This window comes from Aureimonas sp. SA4125 (assembly GCF_019973775.1).
Classification (GTDB): domain Bacteria; phylum Pseudomonadota; class Alphaproteobacteria; order Rhizobiales; family Rhizobiaceae; genus Plantimonas.
Window position 1 is genome coordinate 3,071,559 of sequence record NZ_AP025032.1, and the last position, 21,354, is coordinate 3,092,912.

At 66.9% G+C, this 21,354-nt stretch carries 19 protein-coding genes; 7 read left to right on the forward strand and 12 right to left on the reverse strand.

The window, feature by feature from the left end; translation table 11 throughout:
- Positions 1-232: 232 nt before the first annotated feature.
- A complete protein-coding gene (locus tag Sa4125_RS14440) occupies positions 233-1,492 on the reverse strand; it encodes a CaiB/BaiF CoA-transferase family protein (RefSeq protein ID WP_223998849.1) in 1,260 nt (419 codons plus the stop codon).
- Positions 1,493-1,770: 278 nt separating this feature from the next.
- On the opposite strand from Sa4125_RS14440, the gene Sa4125_RS14445 reads away from it, so the two are divergent.
- The 3 genes from Sa4125_RS14445 to Sa4125_RS14455 all read left to right on the forward strand — a co-directional run bounded on the left by Sa4125_RS14445 (position 1,771) and on the right by Sa4125_RS14455 (position 4,285).
- Entirely contained in the window at positions 1,771-2,181 is a 411-nt protein-coding gene (locus Sa4125_RS14445) for a CopG family transcriptional regulator (protein ID WP_223998851.1), read from the forward strand.
- Positions 2,182-2,221: 40 nt separating this feature from the next.
- Complete coding sequence (locus tag Sa4125_RS14450; RefSeq protein WP_223998853.1) at positions 2,222-3,346, forward strand: PHB depolymerase family esterase; 1,125 nt, start codon at positions 2,222-2,224, stop codon at positions 3,344-3,346.
- Positions 3,347-3,442: 96 nt separating this feature from the next.
- The gene (locus Sa4125_RS14455; protein ID WP_223998855.1) at positions 3,443-4,285 is read left to right on the forward strand and encodes a polysaccharide deacetylase family protein; all 843 of its coding nucleotides are present in this window, start codon (positions 3,443-3,445) and stop codon (positions 4,283-4,285) included.
- Between the two features lie 44 nt (positions 4,286-4,329).
- Here Sa4125_RS14455 and Sa4125_RS14460 read toward each other — a convergent pair whose 3' ends face one another.
- The 6 genes from Sa4125_RS14460 to Sa4125_RS14485 all read right to left on the reverse strand — a co-directional run bounded on the left by Sa4125_RS14460 (position 4,330) and on the right by Sa4125_RS14485 (position 10,983).
- Positions 4,330-5,757 carry a gamma-aminobutyraldehyde dehydrogenase gene (locus tag Sa4125_RS14460; RefSeq protein WP_223998857.1) on the reverse strand — a complete coding sequence of 476 codons (1,428 nt, stop codon included), beginning with the start codon at positions 5,755-5,757 and terminating at the stop codon, positions 4,330-4,332.
- Positions 5,758-5,775: 18 nt separating this feature from the next.
- Positions 5,776-6,579 carry an ABC transporter permease gene (locus Sa4125_RS14465; RefSeq protein WP_223998858.1) on the reverse strand — a complete coding sequence of 268 codons (804 nt, stop codon included), beginning with the start codon at positions 6,577-6,579 and terminating at the stop codon, positions 5,776-5,778.
- Positions 6,569-7,453 carry an ABC transporter permease gene (locus Sa4125_RS14470; RefSeq protein ID WP_224007829.1) on the reverse strand — a complete coding sequence of 295 codons (885 nt, stop codon included), beginning with the start codon at positions 7,451-7,453 and terminating at the stop codon, positions 6,569-6,571. The genes Sa4125_RS14465 and Sa4125_RS14470 overlap by 11 nt, the downstream gene beginning before the upstream one ends.
- A 53-nt stretch (positions 7,454-7,506) precedes the next feature.
- Positions 7,507-8,511, reverse strand: coding sequence for an ABC transporter ATP-binding protein (locus Sa4125_RS14475; RefSeq protein WP_223998859.1), 1,005 nt, complete (start codon positions 8,509-8,511; stop codon positions 7,507-7,509).
- 286 nt (positions 8,512-8,797) lie between these two features.
- Positions 8,798-9,949 (reverse strand): ABC transporter substrate-binding protein, encoded by a 1,152-nt coding sequence (locus Sa4125_RS14480; RefSeq protein WP_223998860.1) that lies wholly within the window; start codon positions 9,947-9,949, stop codon positions 8,798-8,800.
- A gap of 122 nt (positions 9,950-10,071) precedes the next feature.
- Positions 10,072-10,983 (reverse strand): LysR substrate-binding domain-containing protein, encoded by a 912-nt coding sequence (locus tag Sa4125_RS14485; protein ID WP_223998861.1) that lies wholly within the window; start codon positions 10,981-10,983, stop codon positions 10,072-10,074.
- Positions 10,984-11,180: 197 nt separating this feature from the next.
- Here Sa4125_RS14485 and Sa4125_RS14490 point away from each other — a divergent pair, with 197 nt between their 5' ends.
- From Sa4125_RS14490 to Sa4125_RS14500, 3 genes are all read left to right on the forward strand, one after another.
- Complete coding sequence (locus tag Sa4125_RS14490; RefSeq protein ID WP_224007833.1) at positions 11,181-11,840, forward strand: sulfite oxidase-like oxidoreductase; 660 nt, start codon at positions 11,181-11,183, stop codon at positions 11,838-11,840.
- Positions 11,841-12,045: 205 nt separating this feature from the next.
- Positions 12,046-12,537 carry a hypothetical protein gene (locus Sa4125_RS14495; RefSeq protein ID WP_223998862.1) on the forward strand — a complete coding sequence of 164 codons (492 nt, stop codon included), beginning with the start codon at positions 12,046-12,048 and terminating at the stop codon, positions 12,535-12,537.
- Positions 12,538-12,672: 135 nt separating this feature from the next.
- A complete protein-coding gene (locus tag Sa4125_RS14500) occupies positions 12,673-12,819 on the forward strand; it encodes a hypothetical protein (RefSeq protein ID WP_223998863.1) in 147 nt (48 codons plus the stop codon).
- Between the two features lie 143 nt (positions 12,820-12,962).
- Here the strand turns inward: Sa4125_RS14500 and Sa4125_RS14505 are convergent, their stop codons facing one another.
- A complete protein-coding gene (locus Sa4125_RS14505; protein WP_223998870.1) occupies positions 12,963-14,012 on the reverse strand; it encodes a dipeptidase in 1,050 nt (349 codons plus the stop codon).
- Between the two features lie 47 nt (positions 14,013-14,059).
- A complete protein-coding gene (locus Sa4125_RS14510) occupies positions 14,060-15,361 on the reverse strand; it encodes a sorbosone dehydrogenase family protein (protein WP_223998871.1) in 1,302 nt (433 codons plus the stop codon).
- A 207-nt stretch (positions 15,362-15,568) separates the two neighbouring features.
- Here Sa4125_RS14510 and Sa4125_RS14515 point away from each other — a divergent pair, with 207 nt between their 5' ends.
- Complete coding sequence (locus Sa4125_RS14515) at positions 15,569-16,429, forward strand: helix-turn-helix transcriptional regulator (protein ID WP_223998872.1); 861 nt, start codon at positions 15,569-15,571, stop codon at positions 16,427-16,429.
- Here the strand turns inward: Sa4125_RS14515 and Sa4125_RS14520 are convergent.
- The 3 genes from Sa4125_RS14520 to Sa4125_RS14530 all read right to left on the reverse strand — a co-directional run bounded on the left by Sa4125_RS14520 (position 16,413) and on the right by Sa4125_RS14530 (position 21,264).
- Positions 16,413-17,366, reverse strand: coding sequence for a fatty acid desaturase (locus Sa4125_RS14520; protein WP_223998873.1), 954 nt, complete (start codon positions 17,364-17,366; stop codon positions 16,413-16,415). The two genes, Sa4125_RS14515 and Sa4125_RS14520, sit on opposite strands and share 17 nt — an antisense overlap.
- 321 nt (positions 17,367-17,687) lie before the next feature.
- A complete protein-coding gene (locus Sa4125_RS14525; RefSeq protein ID WP_223998874.1) occupies positions 17,688-18,875 on the reverse strand; it encodes an acetate/propionate family kinase in 1,188 nt (395 codons plus the stop codon).
- Positions 18,868-21,264, reverse strand: coding sequence for a phosphoketolase family protein (locus Sa4125_RS14530; protein ID WP_223998875.1), 2,397 nt, complete (start codon positions 21,262-21,264; stop codon positions 18,868-18,870). The genes Sa4125_RS14525 and Sa4125_RS14530 overlap by 8 nt, the downstream gene beginning before the upstream one ends.
- Positions 21,265-21,354: the final 90 nt, after the last annotated feature.

Here is a 21,354-nt window from a genome sequence, read left to right on the forward strand (position 1 = left end):
GGAGCGGCGCATAGGGAATCCGAAGCCGGAAATACATCCTATGGTTAGATGATGATTACCGGCGGCCGTTTCATTCTCTCTTGCCGGGCCCGTTCTTCCACCTGAAAACCCGCCGCGACTTGCCGCGGGATAGCGACATGCTGTGGTGCACCATGCGCGTAACAGCCTTTGATCCCGGTGCGGAAATCAGCAGAGCGTATCCGGCGCCAGCGGAGCGGCCACCGGAGTGAGGTCAGGTGATCTTTCGATCGGCAAGCTGCTCGATCTCGGTCCCATCCAGCCCGAGCCAGTCCCGGAGAACGTCTGCGGTGTCCGCGCCAAGCGCCGGCGGGGCGCGATCGTAGCGCACGGGCGTCGCCGAAAGACGCAAGGGACTGGCCACCAGCGACACCGCACCCGCACCCGGATGCGGGATCGCGACTTCCAGCCCCCGCGCCTTCACCTGCGGATCGGCGAAGACATCGGCGATGGTGTTGACCGGACCGCAGGGCACACCGACCGCCTCCAGCAGGGCAACCCAGGCGCCCGTGTCCCGCGTTGTCGCGACGGCTGCCAGGAGCGGCACCAGCACGGCGCGGTTCTCGACCCGCGCGCGATTGGTGGAAAACCGGATGTCGGCGCTCCATTCCGGATGGTCGAAAGTGTCCGCGAGCCGTGCGAACTGGCCGTCGTTTCCCACCGCGACGATCATCGCGCCGTCCCGCGTCGCAAAGCTTTGATAGGGCACGATGCTGGGATGGGCGTTGCCGAGCCGGACGGGCGTGACGCCGCCGGCAAGATAGCTCGACGTCTGGTTGGCGAGACTGGCGACCTGCGCATCGAGAAGCGCGATATCGATATGCTGCCCCTTCCCCGTGGCGTGTCGGGCATTCACCGCGGCGAGGATTCCGATCGTCGCATAGAGCCCGGTCACGACATCGGTGATGGCCACGCCGACCTTCTGTGGCCCGGCTCCGGGGGAGCCGTCCGGCGCGCCGGTAATGCTCATCAGGCCGCCCATCGCCTGGATCAGGAAATCGTAGCCGGCCCGCTTGGCATAGGGGCCGGTCTGCCCGAAACCGGTGATCGAGCAATAGATCAGCCGGGGATTGAGGGCGCTGAGGCTTTCATAGTCGAGGCCGTATTTCTCGAGCCCCCCGACCTTGTAGTTCTCGATCAGGATGTCCGACATGGCCGCCAGGCGGCGTATGAGGGCCTGTCCCTCCGGCCGGGCGATGTCGATGGTCACCGACTTCTTGTTGCGGTTGGCGCAGAGGAAATAGGCGGCGACGTCGGTCTCCTCGCCGTCGGCATCGCGGAGATAGGGCGGTCCCCAGCCTCGCGTATCGTCCCCGGCATCCGGCCGTTCGACCTTCACCACCTCGGCGCCGAGGTCTCCCAGCGTCTGCCCGACCCAGGGGCCGGCCAGAATGCGCGACATGTCGAGGACACGAAGGCCCGACAGCGCCCCAGCCTGTCCTTCCGCCGAATTGACTGTGGCCTCATCGCGCATGGCTCGACTCCTCGTCCCTGCGGCTTCCGGCAAGGGCCGGCCCGCTCTGGAAGCGGTGATAGACCGAGAGCGACGTCAACGAAACAGCCGCGACGCCTCGATCCGCGGCGTGCCCGCTGCGTCGACCCATGCGCAGCCGAGCGGCGCCGGACGGGTTTCTGACGGGGTCGCCTTGTGCGTTGCCGACCCGGCCACGGCGAAAAAGTCGCTCCTGGCTCTTGCAGACCAGCAAGACTGAACTCAAATACCATCCAGATGGATGTCATATGGATGGTTTTATGAGCAATGATGTGAGGATCAGAACGGCCGACAGCGAGAAGATCACGCTCAACCTCGGCTTCGTGGATCTCGGTCATGTCGACTTGCTTGTGGCGGAAGGCTTCTATTCCAACCGCTCGGACTTCATCCGAACCGCCATCCGCAACCAGCTCGACCGGCAGGGCGACACCGTCCGCCAGACCATCGCGCGGCGCGGGCTCGACCTCGGGCTTCGCAATATCGGTCGGCGCGAGCTGGAAGACCTGCGTCAGGCGGGTGAAACCCTTTCCGTTCGCGTGCTTGGCCTTGCCGTCATCGCCGACGACGTCACCGCCGAACTCGCCCGCGCCACCATTGCCTCGATCGAGGTTCTGGGAGCGCTTCAGGCAAGTCCGTCCGTGAAGACGGCCCTCGGCGATCGCATCCGTTGACCTCCTCCCCTCCCCGCTTACCGACCCAGGATTTGCTGCCATGAACTTTCTCTCCAAATCAGACATGCGCGAGGCGACCCGCCTGACCCGCGAGGGACGGCTGGTCGAGGCGCTGGCGATCCTGCGCGGCGACCGCTCGGGGGCTCGCGAGAAGGCGCAGCGCCCGGCGCAGAGGACCGGTGGCAGCGCCGGCGTCCTGCGGATGGCGCAGTCGATGGCGAGACGCTTCGCACCGCCGGCAGCAGGTCGCACTTCCGCGCCGTCTCGGGATGCCGCGCCGACGCAGGATGAGCCGGGACTGTTCGAGACCCGGTCCTTTTCGGGTGCTGCCGGTTCCAGAGACTACAAGGTCTACGTCCCGCAGAACCGGCCGGCCGGTCTGCTGCCGCTGGTGGTGATGCTGCACGGCTGCACCCAGTCGCCGGACGATTTTGCCGCGGGCACGCAGATGAACCGGCTGGCCGAGGAGCAGGGATTCATCGTCGCCTATCCCGCGCAGTCGCGCGCCGCCAATGCGCAGAAATGCTGGAACTGGTTCAGCGTCGCCGACCAGCAGCGCGAGACGGGCGAGCCCGCCATCATTGCCGGGATCGTCGCAGCGATCGTCGCGGCAGACGGCGTGGACCCGGCAAAGGTCTATGTCGCAGGCCTCTCCGCCGGCGGCGCCGCGGCGGCGATCATGGCGAACGCCTACCCCGACCTCTTCGCCGCCGCGGGCGTCCATTCCGGCCTCGCCTGCGGCGCCGCCCGCGACCTTCCCTCGGCGCTATCGGCGATGCGCATGGGCGGCGAAGGCGCGGCGCCGGGATCCAACGGCAGGCGAGTGCCGACCATCGTCTTCCACGGAGACCGCGACGCGACCGTCCATCCCATCAACGCCGACCATGTCATCGCGCAGTCGGGCGTGGACGGAACCACGGTGCAAGACGAGACGCGCGGACGCTCGGAGGGCGGCCTCGACTACACCCGCACCGTCCACAAGGACGGCCAGGGACGTCCCGTGCTGGAGCAGTGGCAGGTGCATGGCCTGGCGCATGCCTGGTCGGGCGGCAGCGCCGCCGGATCCTACACCGATCCGAAAGGCCCCGACGCCAGCCGCGAAATGCTGCGATTCTTCTCCGAATGCCGTGCGGCAGCCAAAGGCGGGCCTTCGCCAGCCCGCTGAAGTCGGCGCCAGGCAAACCGATTTCACTGAACCGAGACAATTCGTTAACCATAACCGCCATATCTCTTGTGCATCGGGCAGCACCAGAGAGATAAGATGCAGACTTGTTTACTTCGCGTCGCGGGCCTCGCGGTGCTTGCCCTTCTCTTTTCCGGCTGTGCCACCCCTCTGAAGCCTGCGGCGCAGCTCAGCACGCCGGTCCTGTCCTTCGCCGAGACTCATCGCGACGGCCTGGCCATCGCCGGCCCCTATCTCGGCGATCGCCACACCGGCCTCACCGGGCGCACGATCGTCGTCGATTCCATCCACGACATCGTCCTCAGGGACCACGAGGTCGTCCTGACCTTCGACGACGGCCCCGTGCCCGGCAAGACGGCCAGCGTTCTCGATGCGCTCGACGCCAAGGGCGTCAAGGCGACATTCCTGATGGTCGGCCAGATGGCCCGCAGCTACCCCGCGCTCGTCCGGCAGGTCGCCGCGCGCGGCCACACCATCGGCACGCACACGCAGGACCACACCAACCTCTCCAAGGTCGGGCTCGACACGGCGCTCGCGGAAATCGACAAGGGTCAGAGAAGCGTCGCGGCGGCCCTGGTGCCGATGCGCGCCCAGCCCGCCCCCTTCTTCCGCTTCCCCTACCTCGCCGACACCCCGGCCCTGCGTCGCACGCTGGCTGGCCGCGGCACCGTCGTGATCGACGTCGACATCGATTCCAAGGACTATTTCGTCTCCACGCCCGACGATCTCAACGCGCGCGGTCTCGCCCGGCTGGAGGCGCGCGGCTCGGGCATCATCCTGTTCCACGACATCCATGCGCGCACCGTCGCCATGCTCCCGGCGTTTCTCGACGCGATCGAGGCGCGCGGCTATACGGTCGTCAACCTCGTCCCGGGATCCGCCGGCGCGCGGGAGATGCTGCTGTCGCAGGCGGGTTCCTGACGCGAGGCCAGTACCGGCCGGGAAAGCCCCGGAGGTTTCGTCGCCTAGCCGTGCGCGATCATCACATGGCGGACGGCGGTGTAGTCCTCGAGCGCATAGAGCGACATGTCCTTGCCGTAGCCCGACTGCTTCAGCCCGCCATGCGGCATCTCGTTGACCAGCATGAAATGCGTGTTGATCCAGGTACAGCCGTAGCGCAGCCGCGCCGCCGTCTCCATCGCCCGCCCGACATCGCGGGTCCAGACGGACGAGGCGAGGCCGTAGTCCGAATCGTTGGCCCAGGCGACCGCCTCGTCCGTATCGGTGAAGCGGGTGACCGAGACGACCGGGCCGAACACCTCGCGCCGGACGATCTCGTCCGACTGCAGGGCGCCGGCGATCACCGTCGGCTGGAAGAAGAAGCCGCGATCGCCCGAGACCTTGCCGCCGGTGGCGACCTCGATGTGCTTCTGCTCGGCCGCCCGCTCGACGAAGCTCGAGACCCGGTCGCGCTGGCGCCGCGAGATCAGCGGGCCGATCTCGTTGTCGGCGTCGTCGGCCTGGTTGAAGCGGATGGTCGAGACCGCCGAGGCGAGGTCGGCGACGAGCCGGTCATGGATTTTCGGCCCGGCATAGATGCGGCAGGCGGCGGTGCAGTCCTGGCCGGCATTGTAGAAGCCGAAGGCCCTGAGGCCGTTCACCACGGCGTCGAGATCGGCATCGTCGTAGACGATGACCGGCGCCTTGCCGCCGAGTTCCAGATGCGTGCGCTTCACCGAGCGGGCGGCCGCCTGCAGCACCTTCTTCCCGGTCGCGACGTCGCCGGTGATCGAGATCATGTCGACGCCGGGATGATTGATCAGCGCATTGCCGACGCTGTCGCCCCGGCCGAGGATGATGTTGACGACGCCCTCGGGAAGGATGTCCGCCAGGATCCGCGCCAGCATCAGCGCCGTCAGCGGCGTCTGTTCGGATGGCTTGAACACCACCGTGTTGCCCCCGGCGATCGCCGGGGCGAGCTTCCAGGCCATCATCATCAGTGGATAGTTCCAGGGCGCGATCGAGGCGACGACGCCGATCGCGTCGCGCCGGATCATCGAGGTGTGGCCGGCCATGTATTCGCCGGCGAGCGGCCCCGGCATGGTGCGGATGGCGCCCGCGAAGAAGCGCCAGCAGTCGACGATGGCCGGCATCTCGTCACCGAGGACGGCGTGCATCGGCTTGCCGCAGTTCAGCGCCTCCACTTTCGCAAATTCGGCGGCCTTGCCCTCGATCGCCGCGGCGATCCTCAGGAGATAGCCCGAGCGCTCCGCCGGCGTCGTCCGCGACCAGGTGCGGAAAGCCTTGCCGGCAGCGGCGACGGCCGCATCGATCTGCCCAGGCGAGGCCTCGGCGAGCATCAGGATGGTCTCGCCGGTCTTCGGATCGAGGATCGCCTCCTCCGTCTCCGTGCCGGTCTCGAATGCGGCGCCGATCAGCATCTGCGTGTCCATGGAAAATCTCCTCGGGTTCTACTTGGCGGCGCCGGCCGTCTCGTCGCCATCGCGGGTGAGCAGGAAGGCCAGCAGGATGGGCAGGAAGGTGACGACCACGACGACCAGCGCGACGACGTTCGTCACCGGGCGCTGGCGCGGACGGATCAGTTCCTCCAGCATCCAGAGCGGCAGCGTCTGCTCCTGGCCGGCGGTGAAGGTGGTGACGATCACCTCGTCGAAGGACAGAGCGAAGGCGAGCATCCCGCCGGCCAGAAGCGACGTCGCGATGTTGGGCAGGATAATATGGCGAAAGGTCTGGAAGCCGTCGGCGCCGAGATCCATCGACGCCTCGATCAGCGACCCGGACAGGCGGCGGAAGCGGGCCACCGCATTGTTGTAGACGACGACGATGCAAAAGGTCGCGTGGCCGAGCACGATGGTCCAGAACGAGAAGGGGATGTCGAGGATCGAGAAGGCCGAGCGCAACGCGATGCCGGTGATGATGCCGGGCAGCGCGATCGGCAGGATGACGAGGAGCGAGATCGTCTCGCGACCGAAGAAGCGGCTGCGGCTGACGGCGGCGGCGACGAGCGTGCCGAGCACCAGCGCCAGGACCGTCGATACCGTGGCGACCTGCAGCGACAGGCCGAGCGCCTTCCACACGTCGGGCCGCTCCCAGGTGACGGCGAACCATTTCAGCGTCAGCCCCGGCGGCGGCCAGACAAAGCTCTTTTCCTCCGTCGTGAAGGCGTAGACGAAAATGATGAGAAGCGGCGCCAGCAGAAAGGCGAGCCCCGCGCCGGCGAAGAGTTTGAGCGGCAGCGGCGTCTCAGAGCGCATCGAAGGCCCCCCGGCGCTTCGCCATCCAGAGATAGAGGCCCATGATGACGATCGGCACCACGGTGAAGGCGGCGGCGAGCGGGATGTTGCCGGCCGTTCCCTGCTGCACGTAGACGGCCTGCCCGATGAACAATCTGGATGAGCCGACGATCTGCGGGATGATGTAGTCGCCGAGCGTCAGCGAGAAGGTGAAGATCGAGCCGGCGACGATCCCCGGCAGCGCGAGCGGCAGCGTCACGTGGCGAAACGTCTGCAACGGCCTTCCGCCGAGATCCGATGAGGCGTCGAGGAGATTGGCCGGCACGCGCTCCAGCGCCGCCTGGGTCGGCAGGATCATGTAGGGCAGCCAGACATAGACGAAGACGAGAAAGGTGCCGATGTAGCTGACGGACAGCGAATTGCCGCCGATCACCGGGATCGACAGCACGGCCTCGAGCAGCGGCGTCAGCTGCAGCCTGGCGAAGACCCAGGTGAGGATGCCCTCCTTGGCGAGGATGAGCTTCCAGGCATAGACCTTGACGAGATAGCTCGACCACAGAGGCAGCATCACCGCCAGATAGAACAGCGCCTTCCACCGCCCCCGCGCGTGCCGAGCGGCGACATAGGCAATGGGAAAGGCGATGACCGCGGAGGCGAGCGTCACGGCGACCGCCATCCCGACGGTGCGCAGGATGATGTCGAGGTTCGAGGACCTGAGCAGCGCCCCATAGGTCGCCAGCGTGAACTCCTCGACGATCACGCCGGAAAAATCGTCGAGCGCGTAGAAGCTCTGGACGAGGAGCGCCACGAGAGAGCCGATATAGACGATGCCGAGCCAGGCGAGCGGCAGGGCCAGCAGCGTGCCGACAAACACCCCGGGGCGCCGCCACAGCATGTCCGCGAGCCCGCCGAGGGCGCCCGGCCGGCGCGCGAGGATCGGCGTCGCGCTCACGCCTCTGGCTCCATCAGGTGGAGAGCGGTCCGGTCGAAGGCGATCCCGACCGGCGCGTCGAGCGTCACGGCCGTCTCGGCCGGGACGATGGCGTGGAGGGCGAGGCCCCCGAGATCGATGCCGAGGCGCGTCGTCGCGCCGAGAAAACTGCGCGTCGTCAGCCGTCCGACGAGGTGCGGGGCGGCCGCCTCGGGCGCGACGAGCCGGATCGCCTCGGGCCTGAGACTGGCCCAACGCCGCTCTCCCGCGATCGCCTCGACGAGATCGGGGGGCAGGACATTGGACGATCCGACGAAATCGGCAACGAAGCGGGTTGCGGGACGGCGGTAGATTTCCTCTGGCGTGCCGATCTGACGGATCTTCCCCGCATCGAAGACGGCGACCCGGTCGGCCATCGACAGCGCCTCGCTCTGGTCGTGGGTGACGAAGACGAAGGTGATGCCGAGCCGCCGCTGCAGGCTCTTGAGCTCGTCCTGCATGGATTCCCTCAGCTTCAGGTCGAGCGCGCCCAGCGGTTCGTCGAGGAGAAGCACCTTGGGCCGGTTGACGAGGGCGCGGGCGAGCGCGACGCGCTGGCGCTGGCCGCCGGAGAGTTGGGCCGGCTTTCGGTCACCGTAGCCGGCAAGCCGGACCATCTCCAGCGCCGCCTCCGCCTCGGCGTTTCGCTCGGCCTTGCCAACCTTCCGCAGCATCAGCGAATAGGCGACGTTGGCTCTGACATCGAGATGGGGAAACAGCGCGTAGTCCTGGAACACGGTGTTGACCGCACGGCGATAGGGCGGAACCCCGGTCGCATCCTCGCCGAAGATGGCGATCGTGCCGCCGCTCGGCTGCTCGAATCCGGCGATGAGACGCAGGCAGGTCGTCTTCCCCGAACCCGACGGCCCCAGCATGGCGAAGAACTCGCCCGGCACGATCTCGAGATCGACCTGATCCAGCGCCCGGACGGTGCCGAAATGGCGCGAGACGCGTGTCAGGGAGACGGCAGAAGGTGCGGGCATGAGGTCCATTCAGGCTGAGAACACGAGGCGAGCCCCCACGGCTCGAGGTCGAACGCCGCCATGGGACATCAAAAGGCGCGCGCCATTCTTCTCCCCGCCGGGGAGAAGGTGGACGGCGCGAAGCGCCGGCCGGAAGAGGGGGCGGCGACGACAGAATGAGGAACGACGGCGACTGCCGGAAGAGCTAAGTCTGGAGGAGCCGCGCTCCCCTCTTCCCGCTGCCGCGACCCTCTCCCCGCGGGGGAGAAGAAACGCGTCCGGACCCGCCTCCCCCGTCGTTCACCCCCTAGCCGCCCATGACCGCGATGTAGTCGGACACCCAGCGCGAATAGGGCACGCATTCGCCGGAGGCGCACTGCGTCGTCGGGGTCCGCCAGAAACGGATCTTGTCGAAATTGTCGAAGCCGTTCGTGGCACAGCCTTCGGGCCCGAGAAGATCACTGGCCTTGCAGGCGTCGGGCACGGCGGGAACCGAACCGAACCAGGCGGCGATGTCGCCCTGCACCTTCGGATCGAGCGAGTGCTCCATCCATTTGTAGGCGCAGTTCGGGTGTTCGGCGTCGGCGGCCAACATCGTCGTGTCGGCCCAGCCGGTCGCGCCTTCCCTTGGGATGGTCGAAGCGATGGGCTGCTTGTCGGCCGTCAGCGTGTTGACCTGGAAGGGCCAGGACCCGGAGGCGACGACGCCCTCGGTCTTGAAGTCGTCGACCTGCACCGCAGCGTCGTGCCAGTAGCGCCCGATCAGCGCCCTTTGGCCCTTCAGGAGTTCCAGCGCCGCGGCATACTGCGCCTCGGAAAGCGCATAGGGGTCGGTGATCCCGAGTTCGGGCTTGGCACCCATCAGATAGGTCGCCGCGTCCGCGATGTAGATCGCGCCGTCATAGGCCTGGACGCGGCCCTCGTTCGTCTTGCCATCGGGCAGATCCATCTTCTCGAAGACGACGTTCCAGCTCTCCGGCGCCGTCTTGAAGACGTCCGTGTTGTACATCAGAACGTTCGGTCCCCACTGATACGGCACGCCGTAGTGCTCGCCGCCGACCGTGTACCAGGGCGCGTCCTGCAGGCGCTTGTCGACCTTGCTCCATCCCGGGATAAGTTGGGTGTTGACCGGCTGGACCTTCTTGCCGGCGACGAGACGGAGCGAGGCATCGCCCGAGGCGGTGACGAGATCGAAGCCTCCCTGGTTCATCAGCGTGACCATCTCGTCCGAGGTGGCGGCGGTCTTCACGTTGACGGTGCAGCCGGTCGCCTTCTCGAAGGAGGTCACCCAGTCATAGGCCTTGTCGGTCTCGCCACGCTCGATATAGCCGGGCCAGGCGACGATATCGACCGCCCCCTCCCCCTCGCCGATCTCGGTCATGGCAGCCTGCGCCATGGCCTGGCCGGAAAATACCGTGGCCATCATCAGAGCCGTCGCGGTCCTCAATGCTGCCTTCATGGTGGTGCCTCCAAAATCCCGGAGCCGCGCCCGATGCCCAGCCTTTCCCGAGGTTTTCACGCCTGTGAGGTCACGGCAAATTCATTCGTCCGATAGATCTCTTCGGATTTTCCGATATCAGATCAGAGGCGAAGCCGCGCCAGGCGCGGCGACTGCGCGAGGGCGATGAAGTCGCGCGCCGCCTCCGACAGGCCCGATCCGCGGCGCCATACCATTCCCACCTGCACCACCGGCAGCGGGTCCGCGATCGAGCGGCTGACGATCCGGTCGCCTTCCAGCGACCAGGGCCGGTAGACGAGGTCGGGCAGGATCGCGATGCCCGCGCCCGTCGCGACGAGGCTGCGCACCGCCTCGACCGACCGCGTGCGGAACGCCACGTTCGGCTTGGCCCCGAGAGCCGAGAGCAGGCGCCCCGTATTCTCCTCGGTCTCGTCGACTGTCAGCATGATCAAGGGCTCGCGGCCGATGTCGGCGATGGCAATGCCCTCCGTCGCGGCCAGGCGATGACCGACCGGCAGCCACAGCCGGTAGGGCGAGGTCTCGAAGATCTCCGCCTGCAGCGCCACGCGGTCGCGAAGGTTCGAGATCACCATGACGGCGACATCGAGTTCGCCGCCGACGAGGAGATGCTCGAGATACTCGCCATTGTCCTCGTTGGCGCTGAGCACGATGCCCGGAAAGGCACGGCGATAGCGCGCGAGAATGTCGGAGAGGACGTAGCCGGCGACGAGCGAGGTGACGCCGACGTTCAAGCTACCGGTCGCAGCTTCCCGGTTGTCGCCGAAACTCGAGCGGGCATCGGCGACGGCGCTGAGAATGCGGGCGGCATGGCGCTGGAACTGCTGGCCCTGATGGGTAACCCTCAGACCGCGGCGGTGGCGATCGAAGAGCTTCACGCCAAGATCGGTCTCCAGTTCCTTGATCGCCTCGGTCACGGCCGACTGCGAGACCGACAGGCTCTGCGCCGCGCCCGACACGGTGCCCCCCTCGGCGATGGCGAGGAAGTAGCTGAGCTGGCGGAGGGTGAAGGCCATGGATCTTTCCGGCGCCGATGACCGGCATGGCCGTAGCTTGGCAGAGATCGCCGCGACCTGCAGCATCAGGAGCGCAATTTCCAGAGCTGTTGTCGCTGGTGGCCGGTGGGGGAGACATCCGCATTGCCGCAAAGGACCGGCCGCACCATCTCGTCGAGGCGCGCATGCATGTCGTTGCCACGATCGAGGAGACCGCGATGTCCGACGAGACGGAAACGCCCGAGAGCAAGCTGACCCGGACGAAGCAGGAATGGGCCAGCCAGGGGAAATTCCTGACCGGCCGGGCGTCGCGACCGGAAGCGGACCGCCTGCCGCCCGGCCAGCATCTCGTCCAGAACTGGCCCATCCTCGATCTCGGCCTGCGCCCCGATACGACGCCGGCAAGCTTCCGGCTGCGCGTCGACGGCGCCGTCGATGCGCCTGCCCTCTGGGATTTTCCGCAACTGATGGCGCAAAAGCAGACGGAAGCTGTCTCCGACATCCACTGCGTCACCACCTGGTCGCGCTACGACAACCGCTGGTCAGGCGTCGCAACATCGGATCTTCTTGAGACCGTCCGGCCCAAATCCGGGGCCGCCTTCGTCGTCCTCCACTGCGACGACGGCTATACCACCAACCTCGCGCTCGCCGATTTCGCTGCCCCCGGCGCCATGCTCGTCCATGCCTGGGAGGGCCGCCCCCTCGCGTCGGAACATGGCGGACCGGTGCGCCTCGTCGTGCCGCATCTCTACTTCTGGAAAAGCGCGAAATGGCTGAAGCGCATCGAATTCCGGACGAAGGACGAGCCGGGGTTCTGGGAGGTGCGCGGCTATCACAATCGCGGCGATCCCTGGAACGAGGAGCGCTATTCGGACTGACGGCCGGCAGCATCTGATCGGTCCTCATGCCAGATTGCGGAGCATCGGGCGGTCCCCTTTTGCACACGCCATGACCGCGGGTCTCACCAGCAATGCAAGCCGCCCGACGAGCGCCACTGGCGAAAGTGGCGGCTCTGCCCTACAGGCTTGCCGTCGCCGACCGCGACACCATTTCTGCAGGTCGGGACGTCGGGAGAAAACCAACATGCGCATCAAAATCATTGCCGCGGTCGCGGCCGGGATCGTCGTCACGCTCTCGGGCTGCGTCGACGAAGGACCGCGCCATGGCGGTGGGTATCGTTCTCCGGGGCCCGTCTACATCGGCGGCGACCGCGGTTACGACCGCCGCTATTCGGACGGCCGCGACTATCGCGACCGTCGCGATCGTTCCCGCGATTTCGGCCGGGATGGCCGGCGCGACGACGATCGCCGCTATGGCGAGAACCGCCGTGACGACGACCGGCGCGGCGACGGCAGGCGAGACGACGACAGGCGAGACGAGCGCCGGGGCGGTGATCGAACGGACGGACGCCGGGGCGACGAGCAGGAGCGCCGTAACGACGCCGGCCCGAGGAACAGGCCTGCCACTGCGCCCGCACGCTCGGGCGTCGACCCGCGGTCTCTGCGCCTGGCATGTCCTGAAGGCAGCACTCCGGAAGAGTGCCGTCGCACGCCTGCCCGTTCGCACGGCGGCTGAGGTCGGCGACGGCGCGATTGCGGTGCCGCACAGCGGATGCCGAGACAAGGCCGCTTCACCGGTTCGCGCGGTGGCGCGAGCTGTGGCAGCCGAAGGTGGCTGGACTTGTCTCCACCACGCCGCTAGCAAAGACGCATGAAACAGAACACGCTTTATCTTCTCCTCGGCGCCCTTTTGGTCGTCGTCATTGGTCTCGGCATCTATGTCTATCGCGAGGAGACCAAGCCACAGGGCGTGGAACTCAAGATCGACGACAGCGGCATCTCGCTCGAAGGCCAGTAGTTTCTCAAGCGGTGCCCGGTGCCAGTCGACCGTCAAAGCATGCGGCCGCCGATTTCTAGGAACGGCGGCCTTTTCGTGCGCGAAACCGCAGGCCGGCGAACTCTCTAAAGCTCGGCGTCTCGGCAAGCTGGCAGCGCTGTCGATTACGTCTTCCAGGTGCGACCGAGAACGCTCAGCCAGTTTCGCCAGGCGATTTTTTCCAGGAGCGCCGCGCTGTAGCCGGCTTGCGAGAGATGCTCGAACAACAGCGGCAGCCCCGCCGCCGAGCCGATGACCTGCGGGATCAGCGCGCCGTCGAAATCCGAGCCGAGTGCGATGCCGTCCTCGCCGAGAACCTCCAGCATCGCATCGAGATGCCGCCGCATCGTCTCGAGTGGCGTATCGGCATCCATCCGCCCATCGGCGCGCAGGAAGCCGGTGGCGAAATTGAGACCCACCACACCCTTCGACCGGGCGACAGCGTCCAATTGCGGGCCGGTCAGGTTGCGGCTGACGCCCGACAGGGCGTGGACGTTGGAGTGCGTCGCCACGAGCGGCGCGTCGGAGAGGTCGGCGACCTCCCAGAAACCGGCCTCGTTCAGATGCGACAGGTCGAGAAGGATGCCAAGCTGGTTGCAGCGGGCGACGAGCCGCCGGCCGGCTTCGGTCAGGCCCGGCCCGGTATCGGGGCTCGAGGGAAAGCGCATCGGCACGCCGTGGCCGAAATGGTTCGGCCGGCTCCACACCATGCCGACCGATCGCAGGCCCGCGGCATGGAGCACGTCGAGCATGCAGAGGTCAGGATCGATCGCTTCGGCGCCCTCGATGTGGAGGACGGCGGCAAGGCTCTCGCGGGCGATCGCCGCCTCGATATCGGCGACGCTGCGGCAGACCGTCAGGCGCCCGGCCGACGCTTCCTCCAGGCGAAAGAGGATCGACGCCATGGCAATGGTGGAGTCGAGACCGAAAGGATGCACCAGCGGCTCGGGCAGCGGCAGGTCGTAGCCCGACATCGCCATCCGCGCCGACAGGTCGTCGCTGCGCGGCGACGGCGGGAAGATCGCGAACAGGCCGCCGACGAGCCCGCCCGCGCGCGCCTTCAGAAGATCGATATGCGCGTCCGATCCGCCCGTGAGGAAGGCATCGAAGGCCTTCCCCGTGGGGTCCTGGTAGATGCGCAGCAGCGCGTCGTTGTGACCGTCGAAGACCTGCATGGATTTCCCTCTTGTCGCTGTCGCCGCCGGCTGAAGGCTGGTCGCCCTCAGGCGCCCGAGACCCGCCAGATGACGTCGCCGACGTCGTCGGCGACGAGAAGCGCGCCGTCCGGCCCGAGCGCCACGCCGACGGGCCGGCCGTAGGAGCTCTTCTCGTCCGGCGCGAGGAAGCCCGACAGGATATCGCGCGGCGGGCCGGAGGGCTTTCCGTTCTCGAAGGGCACGAAGACGACCTTGTAGCCCGACAGCGTCGAGCGGTTCCACGAGCCGTGCTGGCCGATGACCATGCCCTCGGGAAAACCGGGCAGCGTGCCGGCCGGCAGCCAGCAGAGGCCGAGCGAGGCCGTGTGGCCGCCGAGCGCGTAGTCCGGGCGGATGGCGGTCGCAACCAGCGCCGGATCCTGTTTCACCCGCTCGTCCACCGTCTGGCCCCAGTAGCAATAGGGCCAGCCGTAGAAGCCGCCGTCGCGGACGGACGTCAGATAGTCCGGCGGCGTCTCGTCGCCGATGCCGTCGCGCTCGTTCACGACCGTCCAGAGCGACCCGGTCGAGGGCTCGATGGCGAGGCCGACGGGATTGCGCAGACCGCCGGCGAAGATGCGGGCCGACCCCGTGGCGAGATCGAGCTCGTAGATCGCCGCCCGCCCCTCTTCGGCTTCCATGCCGTTGTCGCCGATATTGCTGAGCGAACCGACGCCGGCATAGAGCTTTTGCCCGTCGGCGCTGGCCAGGAGGCTGCGCGTCCAGTGCCCGCCCGGCTTGAAGGTCGTCAGCCGGCGGCCGGGCGCGGTGATCCGCGTCGAACCAGGAGCATACGGAAAAGCGAACACGCCGTCGGTGTTGCCGACGTAGAAGGTCTCGCCGACGAGCGCCATGCCGAAGGGACGGTTCAGGCCGTCCAGAAAGGTCTGACGAACCTCCGCCACGCCGTCACCATCGCCGTCGCGAAACAGCGTGATGCGGTTCATGCTGACGCCGATGGCCGCGGCGCGCTTCATCGTCGCCTGCATGGCGTAGTCGAAAACGCTTTTTACCGACATATCCTCGCCCATCGCCTCTGCGACCAGCACTTCGCCGGTCGGCAGCGTGTGGATCCAGCGCGGGTGCTTGAGGTCCCGGGCGAAGGCGTTGACCTTCAGGCCGGGGGCAGCGACGGGTGTCTGGTTGCCGGTCCAGCCCTTGGCCGTCGGCATCTTCAGCGTCGGCAGGCTGCCCTGCGGCCTGGCCTTCGGAATGGCGGGCGCGGTGCCCAGCGCCTGTGCCTGGCTCCGCCCGTCCTGCCGCCGCAGCACGATGGCGGCAGCGCCGACCTGCGCGACGACGCGCGCGAAAACATCGGTGAAACTCATCGCAACTCTCTCCCTGGATCGCGCGGGACGCTAGCGGAAGCCGGCCGGCGTTGGAACCTCCGAATTGCCGCAGCGCACCCCCGTCCGCCCGGAGAAGTGGACAGGGCGCCATAAAAATCCCCGGGGGCTGAAGACGTGCCGGCTCGTGGGAGTCGCCTCGTTCTTCTGCTAGAGTGTGCAAACAAGATTTCGATGCGGGAGATCGCGATGCCGGGAACACTGAACCGACCTGCCGCTTCGGAGACGTTTCGCGAGCGATTGCAGCAGATCATCGATCGCTCGGGCCTGAACCAGGCGGCTTTTTCCCGCTTTGCCAAGGTCGACCGCTCGACCCTGTCGCAGCTGCTGACGGCGGACAGTCCGCGGCTGCCGCGGGCCGATACGCTGATCGCCCTTGCCTCCGCCTGCCGAGTCTCCGTCGACTGGCTGCTGGGCCTCACGCAGCGCGAGGAAATCGGCGCCGAGATCATCGAGGCGATCCTGCAGATCGAGCCGCATGCGCGCGCGCCGATCGACGAGCTCTTCGTGAAATGGATGCGCGAGGCCGAGGGGTTCCGCATCCGCACGGTGCCGGAGACTTTCCCGGACTTTCTGAAGACCGAGGATGTCCTGCGCTACGAGTACCGGCGCGCGGCCTTCGGCTCGCCCGAGCATGCGGTGGATTCGGTGGACGCGCGACTTGCGCTGATGCGCCGCCCCGACAGCGAACTCGAGGTCTGCATCTCGCTGCAGGCCTTCATCACGCTCGCCCATGCCCACGGCAAGTGGGACGGGCTGCCTGCCGCCATGCGCGTGGCGCAGCTGAAGCACCTGATCGAGCTCTATTCCGAGCTCTACCCGAGCCTTCGGATCTACTGCTACACGCTGAGCGAGGTCTATTCGAGCCCCTTCACCGTGTTCGGTCCGAAACGCGTCGCGCTGTTTCTGGGCACCAGCTACCTCGTCCTGAACACGGTGGAGCATGTCCGCCTGTTCGGCCGGCGCTTTGACGAGCTGATCCGGCTGGCCGTCGTCCAGCCACACCAGATTACCCACTTTCTGACCGAACTGATCAGCGAGGTGAGGTGACGAGGTCCGCTCGCACGCCAGCGGGATGCACGACGCTGTCGTGATCCCTGAACAGGAATCGCCGGGCAACCTCGCCATAACCGTCATAGACATGGTCGCCGTTCTCCTGCAGCAGGCGGGCGCGGTTTTCGTGATACCAGGCGGGGATTTCGTACCACGGCATGGTCGGGCGCTCGTGATGGGCGGCGTGAAGATTGTTGAACAGGAAGAGCGGGCCGAGGAACCAGGCGTTCTCGACGATGGCGGTGCGTTCGGCGACGCCGTCGGCCGCCTTGTGCTCGGCGAAGGAGCGGATAAGCAGAAGCGAGATCGCGGGATAGACGATGGCCAGGGCATAGAAGGCGGGATCGATCCCGCAGACGGCGACAAGCCAGAACGACACGGCGGCGACGCCCACGGCGTGCTCCGTCCAGGCACGGATCGCCGCGCGGTCCCCCCGCCAGAGTTTGACCGCCTCGTCGGCGAAGAAATGGCTGACAGCCCAGGCTGGTCCGATCACGAGGCGTCCCGCCAGCGTCTTTTGCAGACGCAGGAGCAGGCGCGCCGGCCGCGACAGCGCCCGCCAGTCGGCTGGCGTCAGATAGCGCGATTCCGGATCGTCGAGCGGATCGGTCAGGCGGTCGTCGTCGTGATGGCGCAGATGCGACTGGCGATAGGTCTCATAGGGCAGCCAGAGCGAGATCGGCACGATGGCGATTGCCCGGTTGATCACACGCGAGCGGGTCGGATGGCCGTGCAGGATCTCATGCTGCATCGAGCCGTGCCAGGCCACCAGCCAGGCGCAGGCCGGCGCGAAGACCCAGGCCGGCAATGCCGCATGATGAAAGGTGAGGAGCGCGAAGCCGCCATAGATCAGGACGGCCAGCGCGACGGTCGGCCATTCGATACCACGCCGGTGACGCCCGCTCTCTCCGCCCTGCATGCCCTCGCGCCCCATCGTTCGACCCTCTCGGTTCCGTGATCAGGGTGAACCTCGCGAGGATTCGACACAACGATTGTGTTGCGGCATCCCAATACGGATCAAGACAAATCAATCGCCGATGATTGAAAACAAAACGAATGATGGCAAACGAATTGGTGCGATGCGCTATTGACCGCTTTGTGCCTGTTTCTGCCCAGAGGAGCGGCCATTTCAGTCGGCTACCGGGGCGCCGGAGAAAAAGCAGGATGCGGGCTCGGCTTCCCGGCAGGCCCCAAGACGCCGTCGATCACGCAGCAGGGAAGCCGGCAACAGGGGCGTCATAATCGTCCTGCCCGGTCAGCCCCTGAGAACCGACTGGACATGCCGGGCGATGACGCGCTCCTCGTCCGCCGGGATGACGAGAACGCCGACGCGGCTGCCGCCGGCTGAGATGCAGGGCCCGCCACGATCGTTCACCTCGGGATCGATGACGACACCGAGCCAGGCGAGGCGCGCGCAGATCGCGGCACGGATCGGTGCCTGATGCTCGCCGATGCCCCCGGTAAACACCAGTCTCTCGATGCCGCCCAGCGTGTTGGCCATGACGGCGACCTCGCGGGCGACGTGGAAGGTAAAGAGATCGACCGACTCGGCCGCGTGCGGATCCGAACTGGCGAGAAGGTCGCGCATGTTCCCTGTGATGCCCGAGACACCGAGCAGCCCGGCCTCGTGGTAGAGGATGTCCTCCACCTCCGCAGCACTGAGCCCCATGTGCCGCTGCAGGTACAGAATGGCCCCGGGATCGATCGCTCCGCAGCGCGTCGCCATCGGCAGCCCGTCAAGGACGCTGAAGCCCATGCTGGTGTCGTGGCTGCGCCCGTCCTTCATGGCGCAAAGGCTGGCGCCGCTGCCCAGATGGGCGACGACCGTCGGGGATCCGGTGTCCCTTCGCATCGTCTCGAGCCGGTCGGCGATGTGCTCGTAGGAAAGACCGTGAAAGCCGTATTTGCGGATGCCTTCCTTCTCCTCGAAGCGGCGCGGCAAGGCATAGCGCCGCACGGTCGCATCGATGCTGCGGTGGAAGGCCGTGTCGAAGCAGCCGACCTGCACGAGGTCGGGAGCAAGCTCCGCGATGACTCGCACCGGAGCCAGGCAGCGGGGCTGGTGCAGCGGCGCCAGCGGCGTCAAGGCTTCGAGAGCTTCCATCCGTGCGGCCGTCAGGACCGCCGGCTCGAAGAAATCATGGCCACCATGGACGATCCGATGGCCGACCGCCGCCAACCGCCTTTCCCCCAAAAAGTCCCCGATCCAACCGAGAAGCGCGGCAAACACCTCGGATGCGGGCACGCCGTGGGCGAGCTCTCGATGAACGAGAAGATTGCCGACGGCATCGCTGGCCTCGAACCCAGGGGTGGTCTTGTCGTCCAGCGTGCCACGCGCGAGGGCCGGCGCCGCGGCGTCCGCGAACAGCGCGAACTTCACGCTGGACGACCCGCGGTTGATGGCGAGCGTCAGCCCGCCAGCCGGCGGCGTCGCATCAGTCACCGCCCGAGGCCCCTGTCCCGTAGCGCCAGCCCCAGTCGCGAATCTCCGGCATGTCCTCGCCGTGCTCGACGATGTAGCGCTTGTGCTCGCCCAGCCGATCGCGGAACCCCTGACTGATCGCCGCGGCGCTTTCATTCAGCCCCCGCACCCGAGCGATCACCTCGATGGCAAGGTGAAAGCGGTCGAGTTCGTTCAGCACCACCATGTCGAAGGGGGTCGTCGTCGTCCCCTCCTCGATGAAGCCGCGGATATGGAAGTTGGCGTGGTTCGTCCGCTTGTAGGTCAGGCGGTGGATGAGGGCGGGGTAGCCGTGGAAGGCGAAGATGACCGGCTTGTCGCGGGTGAAGAGGGCGTCGAACTCCGCATCCGAAAGACCGTGCGGATGCTGGTCCGGAGACTGCAGCGCCATCAGGTCGACGACGTTGACGAAGCGGATCCTGAGGTTCGGCAGAGCCTGCCGCAGGAGATCGGTCGCCGCCAGCGCTTCCAGCGTCGGCACGTCGCCGGCACAGGCCATGACGACGTCGGGCTCGAGGCCCACATCATCGGTTCCGGCCCAGGTCCAGAGGCCGATACCGGCCGAGCAATGCGCCCTCGCCGCCTCCATCGACAGCCACTGCGGCGCCGGCTGCTTGCCGGCGACGATGACATTGACGCGGTCGTAAGTGCGCAGGCAGTGGTCGGCGACCCACAGCAGACTGTTGGCATCCGGCGGAAGATAGATCCGCACCGTGTCGGCCCGCTTGTTGGCCACGAGGTCTATGAAGCCGGGGTCCTGATGGCTGAAGCCGTTGTGGTCCTGGCGCCAGACATGCGAGGTCAGAAGGTAGTTCAGAGACGAGATCGGCTCTCGCCACGGCAGCGCCTTGGAGGCTTTCAGCCATTTGGCGTGCTGGTTGAACATGGAATCGACGATGTGGATGAAGGCTTCGTAGCAGGAAAACAGGCCGTGCCGACCGGTCAGGAGATAGCCTTCCAGCCAGCCCTGGCAGAGATGTTCGCTGAGGACCTCCATCACCCGCCCGTCCGCCGACAGCGCGACGTCATAGGGCTCGACCGCCTCCATCCAGGCGCGGTCCGTCGCCTCGAACACCGCGCCGAGACGGTTCGAGGCGGTCTCGTCGGGGCCGAAGAGGCGGAAATTCGCCGCGTCCGCGTTGAGTTCGATCGCACGCCTGAGGAAGCGGCCGAGCGCGCCTGTCGCTTCGCCGAGCGTTGAGCCGGGAGCGCCGATCTCGAGCGCGAAATCGGCGATGTCGGGAAGGATCAGTTCGCGCCGGAGGAGCCCGCCATTGGCCTGCGGAACCGCGCCCATGCGGCGCTCTCCCAACGGCGCGAGCGCGGCGAGAGCTGGATCGAGCGCACCGGATTCGTCGAACAGTTGCTCGGGCTCGTAGCTGCGCATCCAGTCTTCCAGCTGTCGGAGATGCGCCGGACTGGTGCGGGGATCTGATATCGGCACCTGATGCGACCGCCAGAATCCCTCGACCCGCTTGCCGTCGACTTCGGCCGGTCCCGTCCAGCCCTTCGGGCTGCGCAGGACGATCATCGGCCAGCGCGGGCGCCCGACGCCGCCACCGGCGCGCCACTCCCCCTGGATCGCGGCGATCTTGTCGAAGCAGAGATCCATGGCCACGGCCATGGCGCTATGCATCGGCATCGGATCGTGGCCCTCGACGAAGATCGGCTCGTAACCGTAGCCCGAAAACAGGTCGTGCAGCTCGCTGTTCTCCATCCGGCCGAGAATGGTCGGACCTGCGATCTTGTAGCCGTTGAGGTGCAGGATCGGCAGCACGGCGCCGTCGTGCCGGGGGTTCAGGAACTTGTTGGAGTGCCAGGAGGCAGCCAGTGGTCCCGTCTCCGCTTCGCCGTCGCCGACGACACAGGCGACCACCAGATCAGGATTGTCGAAGGCCGCGCCATAGGCATGGAGCAGCGCATAGCCGAGCTCGCCGCCCTCGTGGATCGATCCCGGCGTTTCCGGCGCGACGTGGCTCGGAATGCCGCCGGGAAAGGAAAATTGGCGAAACAGCCGTTTCAGCCCGGCGGCATCGCGGCTGATGTCGGGATAGACCTCGCTGTAGCTGCCCTCGAGATAGGTATTGGCGACCATGCCCGGGCCGCCATGCCCAGGACCGCACACGTAGAGCACAGCCGTCTCGCGCTGGCGGATGACCCGGTTGAGGTGGACGTAGACGAAATTCAGTCCGGGCGTCGTTCCCCAGTGACCGAGAAGCCGCGGCTTGATGTGCTCCGGCTTCAGCGGCTCGCGCAGCAGCGGATTATCGAGGAGATAGATCTGGCCGACCGACAGGTAGTTCGCCGCCCGCCAGTATCGGTCGAGGAGCACGAGGTCGTCGGTGGCGGGAAAGGCTTCGGCCATGGTCATGCGCGGTTCCTCGAAGGGTTGCGGCGAATCTGGCGGGTCTTGCGGAGACACGGAGCGGCACTGAGCTTGCGGCAGGGCCACGGGAAGGAA

What these genes read in the sequence shown, in the direction of transcription:
- Sa4125_RS14440 (WP_223998849.1), bottom strand. Translation starts at nt 1,492, where the DNA reads ATGCGCGATGAGGCCACAGTCAATTCGGCGGAAGGACAGGCTGGGGCG.
- Sa4125_RS14445 (WP_223998851.1), top strand. Translation starts at nt 1,771, where the DNA reads ATGAGCAATGATGTGAGGATCAGAACGGCCGACAGCGAGAAGATCACG.
- Sa4125_RS14450 (WP_223998853.1), top strand. Translation starts at nt 2,222, where the DNA reads ATGAACTTTCTCTCCAAATCAGACATGCGCGAGGCGACCCGCCTGACC.
- Sa4125_RS14455 (WP_223998855.1), top strand. Translation starts at nt 3,443, where the DNA reads ATGCAGACTTGTTTACTTCGCGTCGCGGGCCTCGCGGTGCTTGCCCTT.
- Sa4125_RS14460 (WP_223998857.1), bottom strand. Translation starts at nt 5,757, where the DNA reads ATGGACACGCAGATGCTGATCGGCGCCGCATTCGAGACCGGCACGGAG.
- Sa4125_RS14465 (WP_223998858.1), bottom strand. Translation starts at nt 6,579, where the DNA reads ATGCGCTCTGAGACGCCGCTGCCGCTCAAACTCTTCGCCGGCGCGGGG.
- Sa4125_RS14470 (WP_224007829.1), bottom strand. Translation starts at nt 7,453, where the DNA reads ATGCTGTGGCGGCGCCCCGGGGTGTTTGTCGGCACGCTGCTGGCCCTG.
- Sa4125_RS14475 (WP_223998859.1), bottom strand. Translation starts at nt 8,511, where the DNA reads ATGCCCGCACCTTCTGCCGTCTCCCTGACACGCGTCTCGCGCCATTTC.
- Sa4125_RS14480 (WP_223998860.1), bottom strand. Translation starts at nt 9,949, where the DNA reads ATGAAGGCAGCATTGAGGACCGCGACGGCTCTGATGATGGCCACGGTA.
- Sa4125_RS14485 (WP_223998861.1), bottom strand. Translation starts at nt 10,983, where the DNA reads ATGGCCTTCACCCTCCGCCAGCTCAGCTACTTCCTCGCCATCGCCGAG.
- Sa4125_RS14490 (WP_224007833.1), top strand. Translation starts at nt 11,181, where the DNA reads ATGTCCGACGAGACGGAAACGCCCGAGAGCAAGCTGACCCGGACGAAG.
- Sa4125_RS14495 (WP_223998862.1), top strand. Translation starts at nt 12,046, where the DNA reads ATGCGCATCAAAATCATTGCCGCGGTCGCGGCCGGGATCGTCGTCACG.
- Sa4125_RS14500 (WP_223998863.1), top strand. Translation starts at nt 12,673, where the DNA reads ATGAAACAGAACACGCTTTATCTTCTCCTCGGCGCCCTTTTGGTCGTC.
- Sa4125_RS14505 (WP_223998870.1), bottom strand. Translation starts at nt 14,012, where the DNA reads ATGCAGGTCTTCGACGGTCACAACGACGCGCTGCTGCGCATCTACCAG.
- Sa4125_RS14510 (WP_223998871.1), bottom strand. Translation starts at nt 15,361, where the DNA reads ATGAGTTTCACCGATGTTTTCGCGCGCGTCGTCGCGCAGGTCGGCGCT.
- Sa4125_RS14515 (WP_223998872.1), top strand. Translation starts at nt 15,569, where the DNA reads ATGCCGGGAACACTGAACCGACCTGCCGCTTCGGAGACGTTTCGCGAG.
- Sa4125_RS14520 (WP_223998873.1), bottom strand. Translation starts at nt 17,366, where the DNA reads ATGGGGCGCGAGGGCATGCAGGGCGGAGAGAGCGGGCGTCACCGGCGT.
- Sa4125_RS14530 (WP_223998875.1), bottom strand. Translation starts at nt 21,264, where the DNA reads ATGACCATGGCCGAAGCCTTTCCCGCCACCGACGACCTCGTGCTCCTC.